The organism is Streptomyces sp. NPDC005811, assembly GCF_040630405.1.
Taxonomy (GTDB): Bacteria; Actinomycetota; Actinomycetes; order Streptomycetales; family Streptomycetaceae; genus Streptomyces.
Genome location: NZ_JBEXXK010000051.1, coordinates 68434 through 93058 on the forward strand (window position 1 = coordinate 68434; position 24625 = coordinate 93058).

The window sequence follows — 24625 nt, forward strand, 5'->3', positions numbered from 1 at the left end:
GGTGCTGAAGGCGACCCTCAGGAGTTTCCTGGCGCACAAGGGACGGCTGCTGCTGTCGGCCCTCGCCGTCGTGCTGTCCGTGGCGTTCGTCGCGGGCAGCCTGATCTTCTCGGACACGGTGACCCGCACCTTCGACCGGCTGTTCGCCTCCACCGCGGCGGACGTGACCGTGGAGCCGAAGGACGACCTGAACTCCAATGTGCCGAGCGGCGCGGTGCAGACGGTGCCGGCCGCCCTCGCCGGACAGGTCGCGCGGGTCGACGGGGTCGCCTCCGCGCACGCGGACGTCAGCGTCGAGAACATCACCGTCGTCGACAGCGACCACAAGTCCGTCGGCCCCACCACCGGCGCCCCCACCATCGCCACCGACTGGTACGTCACCCACCGCAGCCCCGTGAAGCTGACCTCCGGCCACGCCCCGCAAGGCGCCGGCCAGGCCATGCTGGACGCCGACACCGCCGACAAGAAGAACGTGAAGATCGGCGACACGCTCACCGTGATGGCCCAGCCGGGCTCCTTCGACGTCGAGATCGTCGGCATCGCCACCTTCACCACCACCAACCCGGGCGCGGCCCTGGTCTTCCTCGACCCCAAGGTGGCCGCGACCGAACTGCTGGGCTCGGCGGACAAGGCCACCAGCATCTCGGTCGACGCGGCGCCGGGCGTCTCCGACGCCGTGCTCAAGGACCGCGTCTCGGCCGCGCTGGGCTCCGGGCCGTACGACGTGAAGACCGCCGACGAGCAGGCCAAGTCCTCGGCCGCGTCGCTGGGCGGCTTCCTCGACGTGATCAAGTACGTGATGCTCGGGTTCGCCGGCATCGCCGTCCTCGTCGGTGTGTTCCTGATCGTCAACACGTTCTCGATGCTGATCGCCCAGCGCACCCGTGAGCTGGGGCTGCTGCGCGCGCTCGGCGCCGACCGCCGTCAGGTCCGGCGCTCGGTGCTGACCGAGGCGGTGCTGCTCGGGCTCGTGGGCTCCACCCTGGGCCTCGCCGCCGGTATCGGTCTGGCGGCCGGGCTGATCCGGCTGATGAGCGCGTTCGGCATGAACCTGAAGACGACGGAGATGGTCGTCGGCTGGGGGACCCCGGTGGCGGCGTACGTCGTCGGCGTGGGCGTCACCTTCGTGGCCGCCTACCTCCCGGCCCGGCGCGCCGCCACCGTCTCGCCCATGGCGGCCCTCGCGGACGCGGACATCGCCGGTGTGGGCCGGCCGATGAAGGTGCGCGCGATCGTCGGGGCGGTCGTAGGGGCGCTGGGTGCGGCGGCCCTGCTGGGCTGTGCGACCGCCTCGAAGACGGCGTCCGCGGCCTCCCTCCTGGGGCTCGGCGTGGTCCTGACGCTGATCGCCACCGTGATCGCGGGGCCGCTGCTGGTCCGGCCGGTGATCCGGGTCCTCGGCGGCGCCTTCCCGGCCCTGTTCGGCCCGGTCGGGCGGATGAGCCAGCGCAACGCCCTGCGCAACCCGCGCCGCACGGGCGCCACCGCGGCGGCGCTGATGGTGGGCCTCGCCCTGGTCGGCGGCATGTCCGTGGCGAGCGCCTCGATGTCGAAGTCGTTCGACGAGCAGATCGACAAGACGCTCGGCGCGGACTACGTGATCCAGAACGCCAACTTCACGCCCTTCTCCCAGGAGGTGACGAACGCGGTCCGCGCCACCGACGGCGTCGGCCTCGTCGTACGGCAGCGGTTCGCGCCCCTCGCCGTACGGCTGCCGGACGGCAAGCGGGTCGAGACGACGGCCTCCGGGTACGACGACCGGCTCGACGACGTCGCCCATGTCACGTACGCCCAGGGCGACTCGGCGGCGGCGCTGGCGGACGGCGCGATCGGCATGGACGTGGACTTCGCCAAGGATCACGGGGTGAAGCTGGGCAGTGTGCTCCCGGTCGAGTTCCCCGGCGACCGCACGACCTCGCTGAAGGTGGGCGCGCTCACCGACCAGGACGCCTCCGAGGGGTTCGGCATGGAGGGCGGGCTGTTCCTCGGGATGGGGACCGTGGAGAAGTACGTGCCCGGCGGCCAGGACTCCGCGCTGTACGTGAACGCGACGCCCGGCACGAGCGCCGAGCAGCTGCGGCCCCGGCTGGAGAAGACGCTCGACGCGTATCCGCAGGTCCAGGTCCGCGACCAGGCCGACTACAAGAAGCTGGTCCACGACCAGATCGCCGTCCTGCTCTACCTGGTGTACGCCCTCCTCGGCCTCGCGATCGTCATCGCGGTGCTCGGCGTGGTCAACACCCTGGCGCTGTCGGTGGTGGAACGGACCCGGGAGATCGGGCTGCTGCGCGCGATCGGTCTGGGACGCCGTCAGCTCCGGCGGATGATCCGGCTGGAATCGGTGGTGATCGCGGTCTTCGGCGCGGTCCTGGGACTGGCGCTGGGCCTGATCTGGGGCGTCTGCATCCAGCAGGTCCTCGCCCTCCAGGGCATGAAGGCCCTCGCCGTCCCGTGGGGCACGATCGTCGCGGTCGTCATCGGCTCGGCGGTGGTCGGCGTCGTCGCGGCCCTGCTGCCCGCACTCCGGGCCTCCCGGATGAACGTCCTGGCGGCGATCGCCCACGAGTGAGGCACCACTGCCGTGCGCTGCGGCCCGGTAGCCGCCGGGCCCGGCCGGGGTGCGATCGCGCGGGTACGGCGGGGTCGCGCTCGGCGACCTGTCGGGCGACCGCGGCGACGCCCGGACGGACACACCGCTCCAGGGGCGCGTCGGCGTTCCGGCCGGGGCCGTGCCACCGGTGAGGAACAGCGGGCTATGGGCGCGGCGGGCCCCAGGTCGGAGCAGGAGCCGGGCGGTGCCGGACCACCGGTGAACCCGGTCCGACGCCGGGGCGCCGATGATCGCCGGTGATCGAGCCCTGTGCTGCCACCCGCCGATCGCCTTGTGAGTGACGGGGAGGACGTGCGGCTTCGCGCCCCGGGGGGCGGTCCGGTCGGGGCGGGCTCGCCGGTGGGCCTTCCTCCCCATGTCGTCTGCGGCACACGCAATGCGACGTCCGGTTACCGCCAGCGCCTTCCCACGGACTCGGCGAAGGTCGTACGCGCCGCGCCTCGACGGCTCGTCGTGGGCCCGCCCGGCCCACCCAGGAAAGGTGAAACCATGCACGTAGTGCCCGGACTCAGCGTTCTGTACTTCGGGACTCCCGTCGTGCTGATCAGTTCACGCAATGAGGACGGCACCGCGAACCTCGCGCCCATGTCCTCCGCGTGGTGGCTGGGGCAGTCGTGTGTGCTCGGTCTGGACAACAGCAGCCGGACGACCTCGAATCTGCTGCGTGAACGCGAGTGCGTGCTCAACCTGCCGTCCTCGTCGCTGGTCTCCGCCGTCGACCGACTCGCACTCACCACCGGGACGCCGGCTGTCCCTGAGGCCAAGGCACGGCAGGGATACCGGTACGAGCCGGACAAGTTCGCGCTCGGGCAGGTGACCGAGCAGAAGGCCGAGCTGGTCGGGCCTCCGCGGGTCGCTGAGTGTCCGATCCAGCTGGAGTGCAAGGTCGTCTCGGCCCATCCCCTCGTCAGTGCGGCGTCGTTGGCCACCGCCTTCGAAGTGGCGGTCGTGCGGGCTCATGTCGAGGAGAGCCTGCTGATCCCCGGCTCCCACCATGTGGATCCGCTCGCCTGGGATCCGCTGATGATGAAGTTCTGTGAGTTCTTCGGCGGCGGACACACCGTGCATCCGTCGCGCCTCGCCGAGGGCTGGCGGATGCCCCACCGGCTCCAGCAGGGCGCGCAACCTTCTACGGATGCGTGTACGGCCCGTATCTGATCGCCATGAACCGGTGCTGCGCAGGCGCTGGGCGTGCTCAGTCCCGGGCGGGCGGCTCCAGGACGATCAGGGCCGCCGATCCCTCCGCCGGGAGAACCGCCCGCAGGGTGCGGGTCGGCGGGTCCCAGTCGAGCGCCACCCCTTCGCCCGGCTCCCCCTGTGCCTCGAACAGCACCCGGGGCCGGTCGTCCGGCCCCGTCCAGGGCAGGGGGACCGTGACCGTCGCGGGCGCCCCGGTCCTGCGCCACAGGGCCAGGAGGGTCGTACCGTCCGTCGCCGCCAGGGCGAGGGCCGGCCGGCCCTCGCGCCAGCCGGGCAGGCCCAGCGGCCAGTGAGGGCGCGCGGTCGGCAGGAGATGCCGGTACCCCTTGTACGTGTCCACGGCTTCCCGCACGCGCGCGTGCTGCTCGTCGCTCAACAGGTCGGGCCGGCCGCTGAGGTGGACACGGCCGAGCAGCGCCGACACCAGCACGGTGGAGAGGTCGGCGGCGGAGTGCTCGGGCTGCGGGTACGCCCAGATCGCGCCCTGCTCCGGGGTGACGGCCGTGGGCGCGGCGGCGGCGATGGCGGGCAGCAGCCGGAAGTCCTGCTGGTCGGTGACGGAGTGGATGGGCAACCGGGACAGGATCGCGTGGTCCGTCCGGCTGCCGCCGGCCGCGCAGCTCTCCAGGGTCAGGCCGGGATGACGGTCGAGCACGCCGTCGAGCCAGTCCAGGTAGGCGCGGTTGTGCCCGAGCAGCCCGTCACCGGGGCCGTGGCCACCGGCGTCACCGGTGCCGGCGCGGTCGCGGGTGCCGGCGCCCGTCGCGGTGGTGGGCGGGACGCCGTCCGTGCCCGCGCCGATGTCGATGTTGTAGTCGAGTTTGAGGTAACCGACGCCGTGGTCGCGCACCAGCCGGTCCACGACCGTGTCGAGGTGGGCGCGGGCGGCCGGGTGCCGCAGGTCGAGCTGGTGGCGGCCCCATTCGACGACCCGGACCCCGTTCCGGCGGAAGAACGCCTCGTCGGGCAGCGCGGCCGCGACCGGGCTGCGCACGCCGACCACCTCCGGTTCCAGCCACAGGCCCGGCACCATGCCCGCGTCCCGGATCCGGTCCATGACCTCCCCGAGTCCGCCGGGGAACCGGGTCGCGGACTCCCGCCACTCCCCCACGGCGTCCCACCAGCCGGGCACCCCGCCGGGACCGGCGGTGCCGGGCGGCTCGGGGTCGAACCAGCCCGCGTCGACGCAGAAGACCTCGGCGCCCGCCCGCGCCGCCGCGTCCACCAGCGGCAGCAGCGCCTCGGTGCTGGGCTCCCCCATCAGGCTGTTCATGAAGTCGTTGAAGACCACCGGCAGCCCGTCCAGGTCGGGATGCGGGCGGCGGGTGGCCCGTCGGTGGCCGGTCAGCGCGGCGACCGCGGCCGGGAAGCCTCCCGAGGGGACGAGGGCCACCGCGACGGGGACCGTGAGGAAGGTTTCCTGAGGAGCCAGTCGGCGGTGCCACTGGTGTTCGCGGTCCGTCGGTCCGGACAGCGTCAGGTACAGGTCGTCGAAGCGGTCGGCGAGTTCGGCGTGCCAGGAGCCGTTGTGCTCGATCTGCCACGCCAGCGCGCGACCGCTGTCCGGCTCCTCCAGGCAGCCCATCGGCAGGTGTTCGGAGGAGGACCAGGAGCCGGTGCTGGTCACGGCGATCCGGTTCTTCGAGCCGGTCTGGCCGTACGCCACCATGCCGACGTCGACCAGCCCGCGCTCGGCGAGCGTCGCCCGCGACCAGCGGAACTCACCGCTCCACGGGTTGGCCGCGAGCCACAGCGCGAGTCCGTCCTCCCAGTGCCGGCCGGGCGGCAGGGTGCGGGCCAGGTTGGACAGCGCGAACGAGGACACGTACTCGAGGGTCACCGGGGTGTCGCCCGTGTTCTCCACCCGCACCTCGGCGTGCAGCACCGGTATGCCGTCGCGCAGCCGGTACTCGGCGGTCACCCGCAGCCCGGTCGTGTCGTCGGCCATCCGGATCCGCAGGGTGCGCAGGCCCGAGGCGTTCTCCCCCTCGTGGCCGGTGCAGCGCAGGGCGCGGGAGAGCGCGCCGTCGACATGCCGCTTGCCGGAGGTGCCGAGGCGGCCGCCGTCCGTGGTCTGCATCTCGACCAGCGGCAGGGCGCGGCGGGCGAGGGCGGCGCACCGCTCGGGCTCGCGGTCCGGGTCCGGGAGGGAGGCCGCCTCACCCGCGGCCAGCAGCCGCGCGGGGCCGGCGGTGTCCAGGGCGAGGAGCAGGGAGAGCTCGGCGGTCCCCCAGCACAGGTGGGTGATGGTCATGAGGGCGGCTCCGGCCGGGAGGGTGTGCGGATGGGCGGGAGGGTGTGCGGATGGGCGGGAGGGAGAACAGGAAGGAACACTTACTGTTGACGGAAAACGTTTACTGTCTGCACCCCGCACGGTATCCACCGGCTCGCGGCCCGCTCAAGTCGCCGTCCGGATCGTGGAATTCCCCGCCCGGCCCGCGCGCCCGTGATGGGATCGCCGCATGTCTGATCTGCGCATACGGGCCGCGACGCCCGACGACCTGGACACCGTTCTCGCCTTCTGGAAGTCCGCCGCCGAGGGGACGAGCATCAGCGACGACCGCGCCGGCGTGGAGCGGCTGGTCGCCCGGGACCCCGGAGCGCTGCTGCTGGCCGAGCGGGGTGGTGAGCTGGTGGGCACGGTGATCGCCGGGTTCGACGGGTGGCGGTGCCATCTGTACCGGCTGGCGGTGCATCCGGAGCGGCGCCGTCAGGGCATCGGCTCGGCGCTGCTGGACGCCGCCGAGGAGCGGTTCGTAGGGCTGGGCGGGCGGCGCGGGGACGCGATGGTGCTCAGCCGGAACGAGACGGCGCATCATGCGTGGCGCGCCGCGGGGTACGCGCCGGAGGAGAAGTGGCGGCGCTGGGTGAAGCCGTTCGCCGGCCGGCCGGCGCCCTGACCGACACCCCGGCCGGGGGACTTTGCTGACCCTTTACCATTGGGGGACCGTGCGGCAGCGCGCGGTCCCCCGACGAGTCCTGGAAAGGTGTGAGCGTCCGCCCATGGGCGAGCCTCCCAGTAGCCGTGCGCGACATCGCGCGATCCTCCCTGCCCTGCCGGACCATGGGACGGAGGTGAACCGATGACGGAAGTGCTCCTGCTGCTGGTGGCGATCCTGCTGTCCCTCGCGTGCGGTGCCTTCGTCGCCGCCGAGTTCTCGCTGACCACGGTCGAGCGCAGCGAGCTGGAACGGGCGGCGGAACGCGGTGAGCGCGGCGCCTCCGGCGCGCTCGAGGCCGTACGGAATCTCACCTTCCAGCTCTCCGGCGCGCAGCTCGGCATCACTGTGACGAACCTGGTCGTCGGCATGCTCGCCGAGCCGTCGATCGCCGCGCTGATCGCGGGACCGCTGGAGTCGGCGGGCCTGTCGGGCGGGACGGCGAGTTCGGTGGCGCTCGTGCTGGGCACGGCGCTGTCGACGGTCTTCCTGATGGTCGTCGGCGAACTGGTGCCCAAGAACTGGGCGATCTCCTCGCCGCTGCCCGTGGCCAAGACCGTGGGCAACGGGCAGCGCTGGTTCAGCTCCGCCTTCCGGCCCTTCATCACCCATCTCAACAACACCGCCAACCACGTCGTGCGCCGCTTCGGCGTGGAGCCCACCGAGGAGCTGGCCGCCGCGCGCGGCCCCCAGGAGCTGGCGGCCCTGGCCCGCCACTCGGCCCGTGAGGGCGCGCTGGAGGCGGACACCGCCGAGCTGTTCGTGCGCACCCTGAACCTGGCCGACCTGACCGCGGAGAACGTGATGACCCCGCGCGTCCAGGTCATCTCCCTGGACGCCCTGGCGACCTGCGAGGACGTGGCGAACGCGACCCGGGCCACGGGCCTGTCCCGCTTCCCCGTCCACCGCGGCGGCCTGGACGCGGTCGTGGGCACCGTGCACATCAAGGACGCCCTGGCGATCCCCGCCGACCGGCGTCTGCACGTCCCCGTGTCGGAGATCATGCGCGAGCCGCTGCTGGTCCCGGAGTCCCTGACCGTGGACCGACTGCTGGACCGGCTGTCCGGCAAGCGGACGATGGCCGTGGTCATCGACGAGTACGGCGGCACGGCGGGCGTGGCGACCCTGGAGGACATCGTCGAGGAGGTCGTGGGCGAGGTCCGCGACGAGCACGACCCGCACGAGACGCCCGACCTGGCCCCCGCGGGCACCGACGACGCCGGCCGCGCGCTGTACTCGGCCGACGGAGCGGCCCGGATGGACCAGCTCGCGCGGGTGGGTCTGCACGCGCCCGAGGGGCCGTACGAGACGCTCGCCGGCCTCGTCGCCACCGAACTGGGCCGGATACCGGCAGTCGGTGACGGCGTCGAGGTCGCCGGCTGGCGCATGGACGTGGTCGACGCGTCCGGCCGCCGCGCCGCCCGCGTGCTGCTGCACGCCCCGCTCGCCGAGGACCACGTGGAAGGGGCGGACCAGTGACCGCCGTACAGCTGCTGATCGCCCTGGCGACCCTCGTCGTCAACGCGTTCTTCGTCGGCGCGGAGTTCGCGCTGATCTCCGTCCGGCGCGCCCAGATCGAGCCGTACGCCGAGCAGGGCGACCGGCGCGCCAAGAGCGTGCTGTGGGGCCTGCAGCACGTGTCCGCGCTGATGGCGGCGGCCCAGCTCGGCATCACCCTGTGCACGCTGATCCTCGGTGTGGTCGCCGAACCGGCGATCGCGCATCTGCTGGAGCCGGTGTTCCACGCGATCGGTGTGCCCGAGGGCGCGGGCCACGTCGTGTCCTTCGTGATCGCGCTGGTGCTGGCCACGTATCTGCACATGCTGCTCGGCGAGATGGTCCCGAAGAACATCGCGCTCGCGGAGCCGGTGCGCACCGCGCTGGTGCTCGGCCCGCCGCTGGTCACGCTGTCGCGGGCGCTGCGGCCGGTGATCTTCGCGATCAACGCGTTCGCCAACGCCCTGCTGAAGCTGCTGCGGATCGAGACCAAGGACGAGGTCACGGCGGCCTTCTCCGACGCCCAGCTCGCCCAGATCGTCAAGGACGCGGGGGCGGCGGGGCTCATCGACGGCCGTGCCCAGGAGCGTCTGCACGACGCCCTGGAGCTGGGCCGCCGCCCGGTGCGCGATGTCGTCCTGCCGCTGGAGCGGATCGTCCACGCGCGCGTGGGCATCACGCCGGAGGAGCTGGAGGGGCTGTCCGCCGAGTCGGGGTTCTCCCGGTTCCCGGTGGTGGACGAGGGGCGCCGGATCATCGGCTATCTGCATGTGAAGGACGCGCTGGACGCCTCGCCCCGGGACGAGCCGTTCCGGCTGCGGGACATGCGGCCCATCGCGCGCGTGCGGGAGGCGACGCCGCTGGACGACGTCCTCACCGCGATGCGGGGCAGCCGCACGCATCTGGCGGCCGTGCTCGGCGCGGACGGACGGATGCCCGGGCTGGTGACGATGGAGGACGTGCTGCGCGAGCTGTTCGGACAGCCGGCGTGAGCCGGGGGCGCCCGGGGCCGCGTACCGGACAGGGCTGACCGACCGACGGGTATGGGACTCGGGCTACCATCTATGTCGCCATGCAGACGAACCCCACACACACCAGCCTGGTCGCGGTCGGCGACTCCTTCACCGAGGGCATGTCGGACCTGCTGCCCGACGGCTCCTACCGGGGCTGGGCCGATGTCCTGGCGGGCCGGATGGCGGCCCGCACGCCCGGCTTCCGGTACGCCAATCTCGCGGTGCGCGGCAAGCTGATCGGGCAGATCGTCGAGGAGCAGGTGGACGTGGCCGCCTCGATGGACGCCGATGTGATCACCCTGGTCGGCGGTCTCAACGACACCCTGCGCCCCAAGTGCGACATGGGCATGGTCAAGGGGCTGCTCACGGAGGCGGTGGAGCGGCTCGCCCCGGCCTGCAAGCAGCTGGTGCTGATGCGCAGCCCGGGGCGGCAGGGTCCCGTCCTGGAGCGGTTCCGGCCGCGCATGGAGGAGCTGTTCGACTGTGTCGAGGGGCTCGCCGAGCGGCACGGCGCGCTGGTCGTGGACCTGTACGGCGCCCCCTCGCTCTCCGATCCCCGGCTGTGGGACGTCGACCGGCTGCACCTGACGCCCGAGGGGCACCGCCGGGTCGCCGAGGCGGTCTGGCAGACCCTGGGGTACGCCCCCGAGGACACCGAGTGGCGCACGCCGGTCCCGCCGACGGTGCCGCCCGGCTGGGCCGCCCGCCGGGCCGCCGACGCCCGTTTCGCCCGGCAGTACCTGCTCCCGTGGATCGGCCGCCGCCTGACCGGCCGCTCCTCCGGGGACGGCCGCCCGGCCAAGCGCCCCGAGCTGCTGCCGTACGAGGGTCCCGCGTAGGGAGGCACGGGGGGACGGGATCCGTCCGCGCCCACCGCCACCCCGGGTGACGCCCGTCTCGTAGGATCCGCCGAACGGGACCGTGGCGCTGGCCTGCACGAATCGCCAGTAGAATCCGTACACTGTTCTACGCCTTCATGGATTCCTGCTGGTCAAAGGCCACTCAGCAGACCCGCTGTCCCTGATTTCTCACATTCACTCACGACCGAACGGTCGGTTCGCCGTGGAAGCCACCCCACGCAAGCGCCGCGGCACGCATGTCCTCGACGTCGACATGCACGTACTTCCGCTTGGTGAAGTTCGCGTTCGTGTGCCCGGCCCATGCGGCGAGGACGACGTCCGGGACGCCGGACACCGCGAGGTACGACAGGCAGGAGTGCCGGGCGTCGTAGAGGCGGACCTGCCGCATCTCCAGCTCGCGCATGAGCCGGTAGGCGTGCTCGCGTAGGTGCCGTGTGTTTCTCGGTAGGCCGAGCTGGTCGACGACGACGTAGCCCGAGTCGGTGTAGCCCTCCCCCGCCGCGAGCTTCTCGCGGGCCTGGAGCGCCCGGAACTTCTTCAGCGCATCCAGCACGGGGCCGGGCAGCGGCAGGACGCGTTCACCGGCCGAGGTCTTCGCGTCCTTCTCCAGGACCCGGACGTTGCCGATCATCGTGCGGGTGTTGACCATCTCCAGCGTGGCCAACTTCAGGTCCAGGTCCGTCCAGCGCAGACCGACCACCTCTGCCGGCCGGAATCCCATGAGCGACAGCAGAAGGGGCGCGTACATGCGGTCGCGCTCGATGCCTGCGATGAACCGCTGCACCTCGGCGACGGTCCACGGCTTCACCTTCGGCCGCTCCCGCTTGTCGGTCTTCTTGTCCGCGAGGCTGACCCGTACCGACTGCGCCGGACTCTCCGCGATCAGCTTGCGGACGACCGCCCGCTGCAACGCCTCGCGCAGCCGTGTGAGGACACCCTCGGCCGTCGAGACGGCGAGGCGCGTGCCGGCCTGCCCGCCCTTGCGGCGGCCGTTGGCGACGACGTCGTCGATGCAGTCCCGAACCTGGTCCTCGGTGAGTTCCTGGAGCCGAACGTGTCCGATGCGGTCGTAGACGTGGACCAGGGCCAGGCGGTACGTGCGGATGGTCGTCTCCTCGACGTCGCGCCGCTTGTACTCCAGCCAGGTGTCCAGCCACTCCCCCAGCGTGATCTCACTGGGGAGGATGAGCGTCCCGTTCGACCGTTGATGCTGGATGCGGTCTCGCTCGGCTTCGACCTCCTTCTTCTTGTCCTTGGTGATGGTGATCTGGATTCGCTTGCCGTTCTCGCTGCGGCCGGCGTCGACGACCGTGCGGTATCGCGTCTTGCCGTTCTGTAGCACGATCTTCTTGATCTCGGCCATGCTCCCCCTCACCTCGCGAAGGACTTCAGGTCGCGCCAGTGACATCGTTGCTTTGGGTGCGCCGGGCAGTGCTTCACCCCTGTCCGCCCTGCTGGTCATCGGCATCGTCGGCGGTCCCGTCCTGCGGTCGCCCCTCGGCTGGCCGTTCCTGCTCTTTGCGCTCCCATTCGAGGGCTGCCCGGTTGTACTCGGCCTGCCGCTCCGGGGTGAACCATGCGTGAGACGCCGCGCGCTGCCGCTCCTTGGACATCGAGCTGAAACCAGCCGCCAGCTCAGTAACGTTCTGCGGGGGCTCGTCGTACCCCTCCGGGAAGATCCGTCCGAACTCCTCTTGGGTTAGATCCCGGAGGCGCGGCCCCGGCTCAGCGCCAGCGCGGCCCTTCACGCTGGGCCCGAGCCACCCCGCCTTGCGCGCGCGGGAAATCCACGATCGAACAGTCTCTTCTGGCCGTTCGAATTCTGCCGCCATCCGCTTCACCGCTCCGGCAGGACGCCCAGGCGCAGTCTCAGCCAGGTAAGCGACGGCGACGCTCCGAAGGAGTTCGGCACTCAGTGCTCCGCGGCCGCCGCTCCGCGGCTGACTTGAGGTCGAGGGGGGATAGACCACCGGTTCGACTTCGGCTTGGACAGCCAGAGCCACGTGGGCCCGCGCGACGTGCAGGATGTCGCTGACCTGGATACGGCGCAGCAGTCCCCCCGTCACCCCGTTCCCGGCCGGGTCCTTCGCACGGAGTTCGAGCCGTGAGATCACCAGTCCCTGAGCGTTCCTGCTGATGTCGCCAGCGGCCTCCCAGTCCTCACTACGGGGTCGGCACTCGAAAGTCGCCACGACGCCTTCTGCCTGTTCAGCGGCGGCACGTCGGTCTACATGTGCCTGGATGTAGACCTCGTCCGGGTTCTCGGCGGGCATGGGGATATCGGGATTCGTCACCAGGCGAGCATCCCAAGAACGCAACAATGGGTCAACACACCAGCCCGGCAGATGTGGTTCACCAGGTCAGCAGGCATGGTTGACCTGAAGTGGCCAGGTCTGCCAAGCTGGCCACATGACAGCCACAGCGCTTCGCGTTCGGGCTCGCTTGCTTCTGCGCCAGGACCTTCCGGCCCCTGAGGAGCGGCGGGCAATCCGTCAGGCGGCCGGCCTCTCGCAGGGCGAGCTCGCCGAGGCCATCGGTGTGACCCGACAGGCCATCAGCAACTGGGAAAGCGGGATCCGCACGCCGAAGGGCGCGCACCTGGAGCGGTACGTCACCGCCATCCGCACGCTCCGGAGCGCGGCCTGATGGGCGCACAGAAGGCCCAGCCGACGCTCGCCGAGGTAAGGAAGTGGCCCGCGACGGTCAACGTGCCGCGCGCCGCCCTTGCTCTGGGGTGCAGCAGGTCGCAGCTCTACGAGTTGATCAAGCGAGGCGAGGCGCCCGTGCGAACCCTGTCGTTCGGCACCCGCCACGTCGTGATCACCGCGTCTCTCGTGGCACTCCTCGAAGCCGCCTGAGATGCAGGACGGCCCGGCCGTCGGTGTCTCTAGCACCAGCGACCGGGCCTCACGTCCACCGACGACGAAGCCCCGGCCATCTACCGCCAAGCAGATCCGGGGCCCTCGTCACTCACATCGAAAGGAGATGGACGCATGTCCACTTTCCCACATCAGGTCTACACCCGGCTGAAGGCGACCGGGCGGGACAGCGTCCACCCGCTGACCGCGCAGCTCCACGACGTTCGGCAGCGCTTCGTCACCGAGGTCAGCGAGGCCGGCCGGCGCATGGCCGCCGAGACCCTCGCCGCGCAGCAGGCCGATCGGGACCGCATGATCACCGGCCACGAGACGCCGATGGTCGTCCTTCTCGTCGTGAGGTCCAAGTGATCTCCCGTGCCGGCTACGGCACCCCGCGTCTGGTCGCTTCGGCGGCCGTGCGCGGGCCCGCCGTGCGCGCCGTCGTCCGTGTCCAGCTTCGCGCCTCCCACGGCTTCGTGGATCCGCCGAGCCCCACTCAGCAGTACGGCGGGATCGAGCGGCTCCCGGCTGGCACGGTGGCGCGTCTCGACATCGGCAACGCCCGCCATTGCAGCAGCTGGATCGCCAGCCTCGTCGCCGGAGCGCTCCGCGACTGCGCCGAGGTCGAGGTCGTCGGCACCGACCCCCGCGGCGTGGCAGAGACCCGCAACGCCCTCACCAGAGCGCTGAACACAAGGATCTCACCCGCGTGCTGAACCTCCCCCACTCCCGTTGGTCTCGCCTCTGCGCGGGATCGGCCGTACCTCCACCGGAGCGCAACGAGTGAACGACCAGCAGCAGCCGCTCGCCGCAGACCCTCAGGTCGTGCGGGATTGGCTGACGCATCTGTACGGCGGGTGCCCCGGGTTCCTCAGCATCTGCTCGGATGCCGCCAGATGGGTGGGCCGCCCGACCTGCATGTACTACTTCCCGGAGGTGACCGCGTGACGAACCGGTTCCTCCTGGACGTTCCTGCGGACCTGCCGAGCGCGGCCGTGGCCTACGCCGCCGCAGGCATTCGCGTCTTCCGCGTCCGCCCAGACAAGGCGCCGTTCGCGAACTGCGTGCGGTGCAGGCCTCCGACGGAGAAGCGGCCCAACCCTTTCTACATCGAGCACCGCCCTGAGGAATGCCGGTGCACAGCCCGGACCTGCCACGGGTTCCATGCGGCGACTACGGATGTGACCCTGGTCCGGCAGTGGTGGGCCGAGCAGCCGGGCGCCAACATCGGTGCGCCTTGTGCCTTGAACGGCTGGGCTGTCCTCGACATTGACCCCCGGCATCACGGCGACCGGTCTCTCGCCGTCATGGAGGAGCGTGTCGGTGTCCTGCCCGGCACCGTCATGCAGCTCACGGGCGGGGGCGGCCTGCACATCCTGTACCGGACCCCGGGCGTCTCCCTGCCCGGAACGCTCGGCCGCGGCCTGGACGTGAAGCACAACGGCTACATCCTCCTTGCCCCGTCCGTGCACGCCAGCGGCGGCAAGTACCAGTGGTCCGGACACGGAAGGTTCCTCCAACCGGAGGTCGGCTGGCCTGCTGCCCTCACGCCGCAGACCCGGAGGGCGGCGGCATGACCGCACCGGACGCGATCCAGCAGGGCGTCGACGCAGCGCTCGCCAAGCTCCGGGGCGGCCAGACCCTGAGCACGGGCTCGTACACGGTGCAGTCCGAGCGCCTGGACGCGTACACCCGCAAGGCCCTTCAGGACGAGTGCGACCAGATCGTCAGGGCCCCCGACGGCGACCAGAACAACACGATCAACCGGGCCGCCTTCAACGTCGGCACGCTCGTCGGCGCCGGCGCCCTGTCCGAAGGGGAGGCCCGCGAGGCACTGCTGTCGGCTGCGCGCGCGGGCAACCACCCCGAGGGGCGAGCCCGGCCGAGCATCGACTCGGGACTGCGCGCCGGCGCCGGGAGCCCCCGGAACCCGTGGCCCCCGGTATCCCGCGCCAACGAGGCCACGGACTTCCGTGCGCTGATCGACGCGCAGGGAATCGACTGGAGCGACCTCAATGGTGAACCGCCGAGCGACGACGAGCCTCTCGACGACGCCGATGCCGAGACCCCCGGCGAGCAGGGTCCCGCCCCGGTCCCGGGCCTCATCCCCGAGGAGTTCTACGCCGCCCGCCCCGAGCTGGACCACATCCGAAAGGCCGGGCACTCCCGCAGCCGGTCCGGCGACGTCGCCCTGCTGTCGGTCCTCACCCGCCTCTCCTCCCTGGTGTCGCACCGGATTCGCGCCGACACCGGCATCGCTGGATACGCCTCGCTGAACCTGTTCGGCGGCATCATCGGCCCGTCCGGCATCGGCAAGTCCACCGGCGTAGAGGTCGCCGACCGGCTGCTCCCAGCCCCGGCCGAGCTGGACTTCCGCGACGGCCTACCGCTCGGCTCCGGCGAGGGCCTGGCCGAGGTCTTCATGGGCACCGTCGAGGAGGAGACCGGCGAGGTACGCCGACGGGGCGGCACCGAGACGCCGGTCACCGTGAGCGTCCGCAAGCAGGTCCGGCACAACGCGTTCTTCTACGTCGACGAGGGCGCCACGATCACCCGGCTGATGAAGGAGCGCTCCGGATCGACGCTCGGGGAGACCCTGCGCAGCGCGGCCGTCGGCCAGACCCTCGGGCAGACCAACGCCTCGAAGGACACCAGCCGGTACATCCCCAGTGGCTCGTACAGTCTCGGGCTGCTCGTCGGCTTCCAGCCGGAGACCGTCGCCCCGCTGTTCGAGGAGGTCGCCGAGGGCACCCCGCAGCGGTTCGTCTGGGTGCAGGTCATCGACCCGTCGATCCCCGACGTTCAACCGCCGTGGCCCGGCGAGCTGCACGCCTGGCGGGACGCGGCCAAAGCGGTACCCGGGGACGAGGCGAACCGGTTCGTCCTGGTCTCCTTCGACGAGTCCATCAAGGCCGAGCTGCGCGCCGCCGACCTGGCCAAGGTCCGCGGCCTGGTCCAGGCGGCCGAGCTGAACCCGTTCGACTCGCAGGCCCCCGTGATGAGGGTCAAGCTCGCCTCGCTGCTGGCCATCCTTTCCGGGCGGCGGCATGTGACGGCCGAGGACTGGCAGTTGGCGCTGATGCTCTGGCAGTCGTCGTGCGCGACGCGCGATGCGGTTCTCGCCTACAGCGTGGCGCAGCGCCGACAGGAACAGGAGAAGCGGACCGTGGCGCGCATCGAGGAGGAGGTGCGCGTCGACCATGCGAAGCGGTTGGCCGAAGCCGCCCGGACGGACCGGGCAGTGGAGCGGCTGGCCACTCGCCTCGCGGTGGCAGCGCGCGACCAGGGGCCACAGACCCGCAAGGCGGTGCGGGAGCGGACAGCAGGCCGGGACAAGCGGTACCTGCCCGACGCGTTCGCCTATGCCGTTCTGCGCGAGTGGGTGACGGACGAGGGAGGCCGGTACGTCCCCGGCCCTGTCCCCCCGCCGTGAGGGGGGACATCGGGGGGGACAGGGGGACGGGGGGACGGCGTTTGTCCCCCCTCTCTCCCTCTCGAAGCCACCCAACTGGTTTCACTCCGCAACTATTACGAGCCCAGGCAAGGCGCTGACCAGCTCGAATAGAAGATCAAGATCAACTAAATCTCGACTCGCGTACCGCGCGAGGGAGGGGGGGACAAACAGCGTCCCCCCTGTCCCCCCTCGAAAGGAGCACTCGATGACCAGTCACGTCGACCAGCAGGTTGCGGCTCGCATCGCTGCCGCCCGCCGGAAGGCAGCCGCGGAGAAGCGGCGCCGGCAGGAACTCGCCGCAGCGCGTAGGGCTGGGGTCGCCCGGCGGCACGCGGCCAAGCTGCGCCACCTCGCCGAGGCCGACCAGCCGACCACCGCCGACCGATGACGGTGAGGTCCTCGTGCGGGCTACTGGTTGCCTCAGGCAAGCAAGGTTGTCGCGGTCATGAGGTTGGCCGCGGTGCATTGGCCGGTGTCTGCGTTGGTTCGGGTTCGGCAGGAAGGAGTGGCGGTGGTGCGGAAGGTGTTCGGGGCGGTGGCCGGCTGGCGGTCGGAGTTGCTGGACGGTGCGGGTCTCGGGCTGCTGGCGACGTCGGCGTTCTGCTGGTCGGCGGTGGCGGGCTTTGCGGCGGCTGGGGTGGCGGTGCTGGCGTTCAACTGGCGGTTGGAGCGGGGGCAGGAGGGTTGAGCGTTCGGCATCACGCGGCGGGGGCGAGGCCGGTGGAGTTGGGGGTTCCCGGTTTCGCGGTGGAGGCGGTGGAGCCGTTGCCGTGTCGTGCGGATCCGGATGCCTACTTCCGTTCGGGGACGCGTCCGGCTGGGGCTCGGCTGCTGTGCGCGGGGTGTGGCTACCTCGAGGCCTGTGCCGCCTACGGGATCGGGGATGCCCGGCTGGCGGGTGTGTGGGGCGGGTTGACGGAGGGCGAGCGGCGGGCGCTGAGGCGGCGGGCCACGGCCGCGTAGCGGTGCGAGAACTTCCGGGTGGTCGTGTGGCCGCCCGGCCGATCAAGGAGGAACAGTCATGGCGACAGTGCAGGTCAGTGAACAGCAGGTAGTGCAGGCGGAGGCTCGTGCCCGGGAGGCGGCGGAGTCCCGGGAGGCGGCGGCGCGGAGGCTGGAGGCGTCGCCGTATTCGGACGTGGCGGCGCTGGAGCACAGCGAGGCGGCCCGGATGGCGGCGCAGTTGCAGGCGAACGCGCGCGAGATGAGGGAGACGCACGCCCACCAGGTGGAGGAGGAGCGTCGGCGGGCGTCGCGGCCGGAGCTGGAGAAGGCGGCGGCGGCCGAGATCCGTGCGGCGGGCCAGGAGATGGACGCTGCGCGGAAGGCTCTCGTGAAGGCGGCGGTGGAGGCGCAGGCTGCTCTGGTGGTGCTGGCGGATGCGGGTGTCTCGTACAACGAGGGCCTGGCGCGGCATGTGCAGGTGCTGTCGGCGGCGGGGCTGGACTTCTTCGGGGAGTCCGGCGGGGAGCGGTCCGTCCTCGGTGTGGACCGGCTGAAGGTGAAGGGCGAGGAGTTCCACCCGGTTGCTCCGGGGTCGGTGGCGGTGTGGCTGGTGCGTCGTGTGGTTGAGGCTCGGCTGTCTCCCCTGCACCACTTGGTGTCGGCGCTGGAGTGGCTGTGGCGGAGCGTGAACCTCGACAGTCCTGAGATGGGGCGGCTGGTGCCTGAGCCGCCGGCGAAGAAGTTCCCGAAGCCGCTGCGGTTGCGGATGCCGCAGGGCTGAAGTCCGAGTTCGAGAGGAGACGATGATCGTGATCACGGTGACGGCGGAGGACCTGGAGCGGGTCGACGCGGAGGCCGCGCAGGCGCAGCGGGGAGTTGCGGGAGGCGGAGCGGGGGTACGCGACGAACCGGGCCAGCAGGACGGCATACGACCGGCACAAGGAGGCGGTCGAGGCCGCGGACCACGCGGGGGTGCGGGCGCGGCTGCTGCGGGCCGACTGGGAGGAGCAGGAGGAGGTGCGCCGGGCGCGGGTGGCGGCCGGGGAGGCGGCGGCCCGGGAGATGGCGCCGCGGGTCGAGGGCCTGGCGGCGTCTCGGGCGGATGCGGTCGAGGCGGTGCTGGCCGCGGTGACGGCGATGGGGGCGGCGCTGGACGCGCTCGGGGAGCATGACCGGCTGGTGCGTGCCGCGTCGGCGGAGCTCGCCGGCCGGGGGCTGCGGTCGCTGAACGGTGAGGAGACGGGTGCCGGGATGGACGAGGCGGCGTGGATCGGGGGTACGTGCTGGCCGCTGGTCGACGGCGGCGGGGTTCTCGCCCGACTGCTCGCCGATCTGGTGGTGGAACGGTCACCGCGGCATCCGCTGGGGCGGGCTGTGTGGCTGCCGTATGGGGGGATGTCGGCGGGGAAGGGCCGGGATGCGGTGCTGGCTCTGGTGGCGGCGGAGAGGGGCCGCTGAGCAGCTCGTGGTGGGGCGCCCGGTCTTCCTGCACGGAAGGTCGGGCGCCTTCGCCTTGTTCGCAGCGATAGAGCCCGGTGCGCAGCCCCGTGGTTCAGGCTTTCGAGGGAAGCTCTCCTGTTTGGTCGCGCGCAGCCGAGGGCGTTGCCAGGGTCGTGGCATGAAGCGATGCGGTGATACGTACACGTACACGGCCGACGACGTTGACCGGCTCGGACTGTACGAAGACGACGCTGGCCTTAAGGTCGGCCCGTGTGACCTCGTGCCTGGGCATCCGGGGCAGCACGTGGTCGACGTGTACCTCCCAGAGGAGCCCGAGAAGGGCGACGACTACGTCTACCTGTTCTGGAGCAGCGAGGGCAGTGCGGTGCGAGTGCTGGCGAAGTGCTCGACGTGCCGGCTTCCCGCAGGGCATACGGAGGCACTCAAGTGCGCTCACTGGGCATCACGGTGTCAGGGCCAGGTGGAGCTGGAGGACGGAGATGTGCGCCGCCTTGAGGAGCTGCCGGAGGCTGCTCACGCCGTGTCGAACCCGTTCGCTTGCGAGTTGGAGCCAGGGCATACGGGTGGTCACGTCACGTTGGGGCAGTCGCAGGACTTCGACTCCGAGACCCAGACGCTGTGGTGGATCACTTGGAGCGTGGCCGGTTATGAGATCACGGAGGGGCCGGCGTGTGATGCGGTAGCGGATCCAGACGATGAAGACTTCGCGATCTGCCATGCAATCGCAGGACACCCGGGGGCCCATTCCTGGATCTGAATCACTTCACGCACAGGCGCCCGGTCTTCGCGTGATGGAGGGCCGGGCGCTTCGCGTTGCGGGCGAACGGGTGCACGCGTGCCGGGTGGGATGGTCTGCGGAGCTGTTGCAGTGGAGTGCTGGCGGAGCCTCAGGTGTCTATTGGATAATCTCGGTTATCCAATAGGTCGAAAGGGAACGGACCATGACGCACTCTCAGGCGCCCGATGCGGACGAAGCGAATGCTCGGGCGCACATCACCCGATGCCTTGAGGGCTTGGCCGCCCACGCCGAACGGGAAGACAATGCTCTGCTATCCGCCAAAGTGACGTCGGCACGCGAAGCCTGGCACGATCACGGCCGTCTGGTAGATCCTCACATCGCACAACTGATCCACCACTGGGCCGCGAGGGAAGCCCGCACGGCAGGGCCGGGCGCGTTGGCTGAGGCCGCCGCCACTTCTCGCTGGATGGCCGGGCAGGGCTACAAGGTGCCGTCCGCATGACCGAGTTGCGGATCCGCCAGTCCGTCGACCTGGCCGCGGTCCACCATGATCCTCGCGACGACTGGCCGGACGAGGCCCGCGGCCTCCGCGACGAACTCGCCGACGTCTACGGCGACGGAGATCCGCTGCCCGACCTCGCCGGCGCATGGGTGGCGCGGCAGAGATCCGCGAACACCCGCAAGGTGTACGTCCGCCGCTTCCGGGCGTGGGAGGGATACGCGCGTTCCGCCGGAGTCCACCCGCTCCAGGCCACGCTGCCCCTCGCCGACGCGTACTCCCGCTACATCGAGACCGCACCCACCCTCGTCCGGGTCAGGGGCGGCCGACGCGGGGAGAGCGCACCGACGGGCAAGCCTCTGTCGCCGTCGGGCCGGGCGCAGGCGCTGTCGGCGGCGGGGTCGTTCTACACCTACGCGGCCCGGCTCGGTGTTGTCCCGGCGGATCCGTTCGCGGCCGTGGCGCGCCCGGACATCGACCCCGACCACTCCAGCACACAGGGGCTCACGCCCGAGGAGACGGCCAGACTGTTCGAGGCTGCCCGCAACCACGCGCCGCGGTCCTACGCCCTCGTTGCCCTGCTGTACCTGCTCGGCCCGCGCGTCGACGAGGTCCTCGCCCTCAACGCCGACCAGCTCGGCTACGACCGCGGGCACCGCACACTGCCGCTCCGCAGGAAGGGTGGCCGGGTCCAGGCCGTGCCCGTGCCTCCGCTTGCCCTCGACGCACTGATGGGCTACCTCGACGGCCGTGGCACGGGCCCGCTGTTCACCACCGCGTCCGGGCGGCGCTGGAGCGAGCCGGAGGTGTGGACGCATCTGCGGGTGCTGGCGCGCCGGGCCGGCCTGCCGCAGGCGGACAGCATCAAGCCCCACGCCCTGCGGCACGGGTTCATCACGGATGCGCTCGACAGCGGTGTGCCGCTGCACGAGGTGCAGGATGCGGCCGGCCACCGCGACCCGCGCACGACGCAGCGCTACAACCGGCGCCGCGGGCGTCTGGACGGGCACCCGGCGTACAAGGTGGCGGCGGCGATGGCGGAGCGGCTGGCCGAGGACTGAGCCCACCGCCCGGCAGCGACGGCCCCTGGCTTCGACCAGGGGCCTTTGTCGTGTTCCGACAGTGAATGATCGTGTGCCGTTCTTCCGCTTCAGCATGGATCAGCACGGATGATCATCGGCCCGAACGCCACAGGGCGGGAGATCTTACTGCATTAGTGCAGGTGGAGGCGTAAAATCTGCACATGACAACTGTGAAGGCGCACGACGATGCGCACCCCAGGCTTCCTCTCGACCGGAAGGTCTCACCCCGGGAGCGGGCGGCTGTGCTGCTCGCCCTTGGTGGGACTTCCACAATCGCGGGCCGCGCGCTCGGCGTGGATCCGTCCACGGTGCGGCGGTGGCGGCAGCGCGAAGACTTCCGCGGCGAAGTAGCACAGCTCAGGCTCCGGCTGATCGGCAGCGACCCTGTGGGCGCGCTCCCGGCGGCTTCCCCCAACAGCCGCAGTGGGCATGGAGCAGCGCGGTGACGGCGGCCGGCGGGGAGCAGAGCACGGTCATCACCCTCGTCGAGGGCGAGGGCAAGGGTCTGTCGTTCACGGTTGACTGGCCACCCGACGAAGTGGAGGCGGCGCGTCGGTCATGTGCGGCTGGTCAGCCGAACCTGGTCGCGCTGACGATCGTGCTCGCATTCCTGCAACACCTTGGCGCGCCCTGCTCGCCGCGCGAACTGGCCGATCGAGATATCTGGCCGCTCGACGACATCGCCACCCTCTTCGACATGCTCGGCATGCCGCTGACCGAAGGGTGGACGGCGGGACACGATGCCGAGCTGGAGCGTCTGCTTGCCCAGAGGGGTGACGGCCGTGGGTAACGACATCGAGATCCGGGTGCGGGTCGCAAACCAGACGGCGGCCGGACTCGCTTCGCTGAACCAGTCCATGAACCGGCTCCGCGATTCGGCCCGTGACGCCGGCCGCGGCCTGGACGGCCTTGCCGCGCGGGCGACGATCGCCACGGTCGCCATGCGGGAGCTGAAGGACTCCATTCAGGACTGCTCCCGCGCGCTGCGGTCCCTGAACACGGCGTCGCGGAATGCCGACACCCGTATGGGTGCGATGTCGGACCGCTCCCGAACGACGCGCCGGGACACCGACGACCTCGATGGCAGTATGCGCCGCCTCACCACCACGATGGGTGATCTTCGGGGCCGGAACGGCAACCTGCGGGCGTCCATGAACAACAGCAGCAACGGCGTCGACAACCTCCGCAAAGCCGCGCTCATGCTCACCCCGGCCCTGATCCCGATCGCAGCCGCCACTGTCCCGATCATTGCGAACGTTGGCGCGGCCGGGGTGGCGGTCGGCGCGTTCGGTCTGGCCATCGCCGGACAGATCGGAGCGGTAAAGGACGCCTCCGACGCGCAGCAGAAGTACACCGATGCGGTGAAGAAGCACGGGCCCGCGTCGAAGGAAGCGACGCAGGCGGAGGCGCTGTATCTGGACCAGGTGCGGTCCATGGACCCGGCGACGCGGAAGGCGGCCGCGTCGCTGTCCGTGCTGAAGGACCAGTACAAGGGCTGGTCGAGGTCGCTTGCCGGGTCGACGATGCCGGTCTTCACCAAGAGTCTGGCGGTGGCGGGTGCACTGCTGCCGAGGCTGACGCCGGCGGTGAAGGGCGCGTCGGCGGAGCTGGACCGGTTCATGACGATCCTGGCCGGCGGGATCAACAGCAGCGGCTTCTCGAAGTTCATGGAGTCGTTCTCAACGTTCGCTACGGGCGCCCTGTCTCGGGCGAATGACTCGCTGGTGCACTTCATGCGGACCATGTCCAGCGGCACCGGCAGCAACGGGTTCTCCGAGTTCATGGACTACGTCCGCAAGGCAGGCCCCCAGGTCGGGGAGACGCTGGGCAACCTGACGAAGGCGCTGGCACATCTGGTGGCAGCAGCCTCGGACACGGGCCTGTCGGTCCTGACGCTGGTCAACGCGTTTGCCAAGCTGGTGAACGCGATCCCAACCGGCGTGCTGTCGAACCTGCTGCAGCTGTACGCCGGGTTCAAGCTGTTGCAGGTCGGCATGGCTGGTGTGTCTGGGCTGGCGTCGGCGGCGGCGGTGGGGCGGCTGCGGGCGTATTTCCAGGTGATGGGTCGCGCGGGTGTCGGGACGACCTTGCGGGCTACGGCAGCCAGTCTGACGACGATGCAGAAGCTGGGCGGTGTCGCCGGGATCCTCGGCGCCGTGGCGTTGGGCATCAATGCGCTGGCGGACAAGGCGAAGGGCGCGCCGCCTGACGTCGACAAGCTGACCACGTCGCTGAAATCGCTGGCGACGACCGGCAAGTTCGTGGGCGAACTGAAGGGCACGTTCGGTTCGCTGGACGGCTTCGGTGAGGCGATGGGCCGGCTGAAGGCGCAGTCGGACGCGCTGGAGAGGGCGAAGCCGCTGGCATCGCTCTCCGGGTTCGGTGCGTTCGTCGACACGGCGGTGAGGAAGCTCGACGATCTCGCGAACGGGACGAAGAGCATGGACGCCACGAAGGAGGACCTGAAGGGCCTGGACGAATCGTTCGCGTCGATGGTCAAGAGCGGGTACGCGGACCAGGCGGCCAAGCAGATGGCCGCGTTCGAGAAGGCCATGCGGCGGAATGGTTGGTCGACGAAGGACATCAACGAGGCGTTCTCGACGGGCAAGTCGGCGTTGGCCGATCTCAAAGCTGAGCAGCAGCTGGCCGCGCAGGCGATGGGCTTGTTCGGCGACCAGGCCGTGAAGGTGCAGCAGCAGCTCAGCGCGCAGAAGGCTTCGGCGGACGGCCTGCGGCAGTCGATCCTCGCGCTTAACGACGCCCACCGCTCCGCCTACGACGCGGAAACGAAGTTCGAAGCCGCCATCGACGGTGCTGCTAAGGCCCTGAAGGAGAACGGGGCGACCCTCGACCAGCACACCGACAAGGGCCGCGCCAACCGCGACGCGCTCAGCGAGCTGGCCGCGGCCACGGCGGAGGCGGCAGCCCAGGCCCGCGAGTCGACGGGGATGTGGTCGGCTTCGAACGCGATCCTTCAGCGGGGCCGCGGCGAGTTCATCAAGTACGCCGAGTCCATGGGGCTGAGCAAGGAGGAAGCCAAGGGCCTCGCCGACCAGCTGCTGAAGATCCCGAACAAGAACCTGGTCCTCAAGATGAACAAGGAGGACGCGCAGGCGGGTCTTGAGGCGTTCAACGCGGCGGTGAAGCGGACCCCCGGCTCGAAGTCGGTGACTCTGAAGACCCTGTCGAGGGGCGCGGAGTCCATCCTGGAAGGGTTCGGGATGAAGGTGAAGCGTCTCCCGAACGGCAAGGTCACCGTCACGACGCGGGCTGGCGGGGCGCTATCGATGATCGCCAGCGTGGCGGGTGCGATCGCCGGCCTCGACGGGAAGACCGCCACGACATACGTCAAGACCGTGTACTTCAAGACCGCTACTGACGTTGTCGCCGTGATGTCGTCGAGGTGAGTCCGGTTTCGGCGAGGCATCCGTCGATGAGGTTGCTGCGGTACTGGATCTGACGGAGAC

26 protein-coding genes are annotated in these 24625 nt (G+C 70.8%); 23 read left to right on the forward strand and 3 right to left on the reverse strand.

Annotated elements, in window-relative coordinates; translation table 11 throughout:
* Position 1 precedes the first annotated feature (1 nt).
* Both ABZ490_RS40100 and ABZ490_RS40105 read left to right on the forward strand, forming a co-directional pair.
* On the forward strand, positions 2–2569 hold the full coding sequence (locus ABZ490_RS40100) for an FtsX-like permease family protein (RefSeq protein WP_359002131.1): 2568 nt from the start codon (positions 2–4) through the stop codon (positions 2567–2569).
* 531 nt (positions 2570–3100) lie between these two features.
* Positions 3101–3769, forward strand: a complete 669-nt coding sequence (locus tag ABZ490_RS40105; RefSeq protein WP_359002133.1) for a flavin reductase family protein — start codon at positions 3101–3103, stop codon at positions 3767–3769.
* A gap of 37 nt (positions 3770–3806) precedes the next feature.
* On the opposite strand, the gene ABZ490_RS40110 is transcribed toward ABZ490_RS40105, so the two are convergent.
* Entirely contained in the window at positions 3807–6065 is a 2259-nt protein-coding gene (locus ABZ490_RS40110; RefSeq protein WP_359002135.1) for a glycoside hydrolase family 36 protein, read from the reverse strand.
* Between the two features lie 208 nt (positions 6066–6273).
* Between ABZ490_RS40110 and ABZ490_RS40115 the strand changes: the two genes are divergently transcribed.
* The 4 genes from ABZ490_RS40115 (at position 6274) to ABZ490_RS40130 (ending at position 10099) form a co-directional block, all read left to right on the forward strand.
* Positions 6274–6711: a GNAT family N-acetyltransferase gene (locus ABZ490_RS40115; RefSeq protein WP_359002137.1), complete on the forward strand. Its 438-nt coding sequence runs from the start codon at positions 6274–6276 to the stop codon at positions 6709–6711.
* A gap of 183 nt (positions 6712–6894) precedes the next feature.
* A complete protein-coding gene (locus ABZ490_RS40120) occupies positions 6895–8229 on the forward strand; it encodes a hemolysin family protein (RefSeq protein ID WP_359002139.1) in 1335 nt (444 codons plus the stop codon).
* On the forward strand, positions 8226–9239 hold the full coding sequence (locus tag ABZ490_RS40125; protein ID WP_359002141.1) for a hemolysin family protein: 1014 nt from the start codon (positions 8226–8228) through the stop codon (positions 9237–9239). The genes ABZ490_RS40120 and ABZ490_RS40125 overlap by 4 nt, the downstream gene beginning before the upstream one ends.
* 80 nt (positions 9240–9319) lie before the next feature.
* On the forward strand, positions 9320–10099 hold the full coding sequence (locus ABZ490_RS40130) for an SGNH/GDSL hydrolase family protein (protein WP_359002143.1): 780 nt from the start codon (positions 9320–9322) through the stop codon (positions 10097–10099).
* Between the two features lie 199 nt (positions 10100–10298).
* Here the strand turns inward: ABZ490_RS40130 and ABZ490_RS40135 are convergent, their stop codons facing one another.
* Together ABZ490_RS40135 and ABZ490_RS40140 are read right to left on the reverse strand one after the other, a co-directional pair.
* Positions 10299–11483 carry a tyrosine-type recombinase/integrase gene (locus ABZ490_RS40135; protein ID WP_359002144.1) on the reverse strand — a complete coding sequence of 395 codons (1185 nt, stop codon included), beginning with the start codon at positions 11481–11483 and terminating at the stop codon, positions 10299–10301.
* A gap of 73 nt (positions 11484–11556) precedes the next feature.
* Entirely contained in the window at positions 11557–12414 is an 858-nt protein-coding gene (locus ABZ490_RS40140; protein ID WP_359002146.1) for a hypothetical protein, read from the reverse strand.
* Positions 12415–12529: 115 nt separating this feature from the next.
* On the opposite strand from ABZ490_RS40140, the gene ABZ490_RS40145 reads away from it, so the two are divergent.
* The 17 genes from ABZ490_RS40145 (at position 12530) to ABZ490_RS40225 (ending at position 24565) form a co-directional block, all read left to right on the forward strand.
* A complete protein-coding gene (locus tag ABZ490_RS40145) occupies positions 12530–12766 on the forward strand; it encodes a helix-turn-helix transcriptional regulator (protein ID WP_359002148.1) in 237 nt (78 codons plus the stop codon).
* On the forward strand, positions 12766–12978 hold the full coding sequence (locus ABZ490_RS40150; RefSeq protein WP_359002150.1) for a DNA-binding protein: 213 nt from the start codon (positions 12766–12768) through the stop codon (positions 12976–12978). The genes ABZ490_RS40145 and ABZ490_RS40150 overlap by 1 nt, the downstream gene beginning before the upstream one ends.
* A gap of 135 nt (positions 12979–13113) precedes the next feature.
* Positions 13114–13347 (forward strand): hypothetical protein, encoded by a 234-nt coding sequence (locus ABZ490_RS40155; protein ID WP_359002152.1) that lies wholly within the window; start codon positions 13114–13116, stop codon positions 13345–13347.
* Positions 13344–13694, forward strand: coding sequence for a hypothetical protein (locus ABZ490_RS40160; protein ID WP_359002154.1), 351 nt, complete (start codon positions 13344–13346; stop codon positions 13692–13694). Before ABZ490_RS40155 ends, ABZ490_RS40160 begins: the two co-directional genes overlap by 4 nt.
* Before the next feature lie 180 nt (positions 13695–13874).
* A complete protein-coding gene (locus ABZ490_RS40165; protein ID WP_359002156.1) occupies positions 13875–14555 on the forward strand; it encodes a bifunctional DNA primase/polymerase in 681 nt (226 codons plus the stop codon).
* Complete coding sequence (locus ABZ490_RS40170; protein WP_359002158.1) at positions 14552–16411, forward strand: hypothetical protein; 1860 nt, start codon at positions 14552–14554, stop codon at positions 16409–16411. Before ABZ490_RS40165 ends, ABZ490_RS40170 begins: the two co-directional genes overlap by 4 nt.
* A 226-nt stretch (positions 16412–16637) precedes the next feature.
* Complete coding sequence (locus tag ABZ490_RS40175; protein WP_359002160.1) at positions 16638–16820, forward strand: hypothetical protein; 183 nt, start codon at positions 16638–16640, stop codon at positions 16818–16820.
* A 123-nt stretch (positions 16821–16943) separates the two neighbouring features.
* The gene (locus ABZ490_RS40180) at positions 16944–17120 is read left to right on the forward strand and encodes a hypothetical protein (protein WP_359002162.1); all 177 of its coding nucleotides are present in this window, start codon (positions 16944–16946) and stop codon (positions 17118–17120) included.
* 68 nt (positions 17121–17188) lie between these two features.
* A complete protein-coding gene (locus tag ABZ490_RS40185) occupies positions 17189–17395 on the forward strand; it encodes a WhiB family transcriptional regulator (protein WP_359002184.1) in 207 nt (68 codons plus the stop codon).
* Between the two features lie 58 nt (positions 17396–17453).
* Complete coding sequence (locus ABZ490_RS40190; protein WP_359002164.1) at positions 17454–18158, forward strand: hypothetical protein; 705 nt, start codon at positions 17454–17456, stop codon at positions 18156–18158.
* 95 nt (positions 18159–18253) lie between these two features.
* Positions 18254–18835 (forward strand): hypothetical protein, encoded by a 582-nt coding sequence (locus ABZ490_RS40195; RefSeq protein WP_359002166.1) that lies wholly within the window; start codon positions 18254–18256, stop codon positions 18833–18835.
* A 160-nt stretch (positions 18836–18995) separates the two neighbouring features.
* A complete protein-coding gene (locus tag ABZ490_RS40200) occupies positions 18996–19595 on the forward strand; it encodes a hypothetical protein (RefSeq protein ID WP_359002168.1) in 600 nt (199 codons plus the stop codon).
* Positions 19596–19779: 184 nt separating this feature from the next.
* On the forward strand, positions 19780–20079 hold the full coding sequence (locus ABZ490_RS40205) for a hypothetical protein (protein ID WP_359002170.1): 300 nt from the start codon (positions 19780–19782) through the stop codon (positions 20077–20079).
* Positions 20076–21137 (forward strand): tyrosine-type recombinase/integrase, encoded by a 1062-nt coding sequence (locus ABZ490_RS40210; RefSeq protein WP_359002172.1) that lies wholly within the window; start codon positions 20076–20078, stop codon positions 21135–21137. Before ABZ490_RS40205 ends, ABZ490_RS40210 begins: the two co-directional genes overlap by 4 nt.
* A 182-nt stretch (positions 21138–21319) precedes the next feature.
* Positions 21320–21604, forward strand: a complete 285-nt coding sequence (locus ABZ490_RS40215) for a helix-turn-helix domain-containing protein (protein ID WP_359002174.1) — start codon at positions 21320–21322, stop codon at positions 21602–21604.
* Positions 21601–21948 carry a hypothetical protein gene (locus ABZ490_RS40220; protein ID WP_359002176.1) on the forward strand — a complete coding sequence of 116 codons (348 nt, stop codon included), beginning with the start codon at positions 21601–21603 and terminating at the stop codon, positions 21946–21948. The genes ABZ490_RS40215 and ABZ490_RS40220 overlap by 4 nt, the downstream gene beginning before the upstream one ends.
* Positions 21941–24565 (forward strand): hypothetical protein, encoded by a 2625-nt coding sequence (locus tag ABZ490_RS40225; protein ID WP_359002178.1) that lies wholly within the window; start codon positions 21941–21943, stop codon positions 24563–24565. The genes ABZ490_RS40220 and ABZ490_RS40225 overlap by 8 nt, the downstream gene beginning before the upstream one ends.
* The last annotated feature ends 60 nt before the right edge of the window (positions 24566–24625 follow it).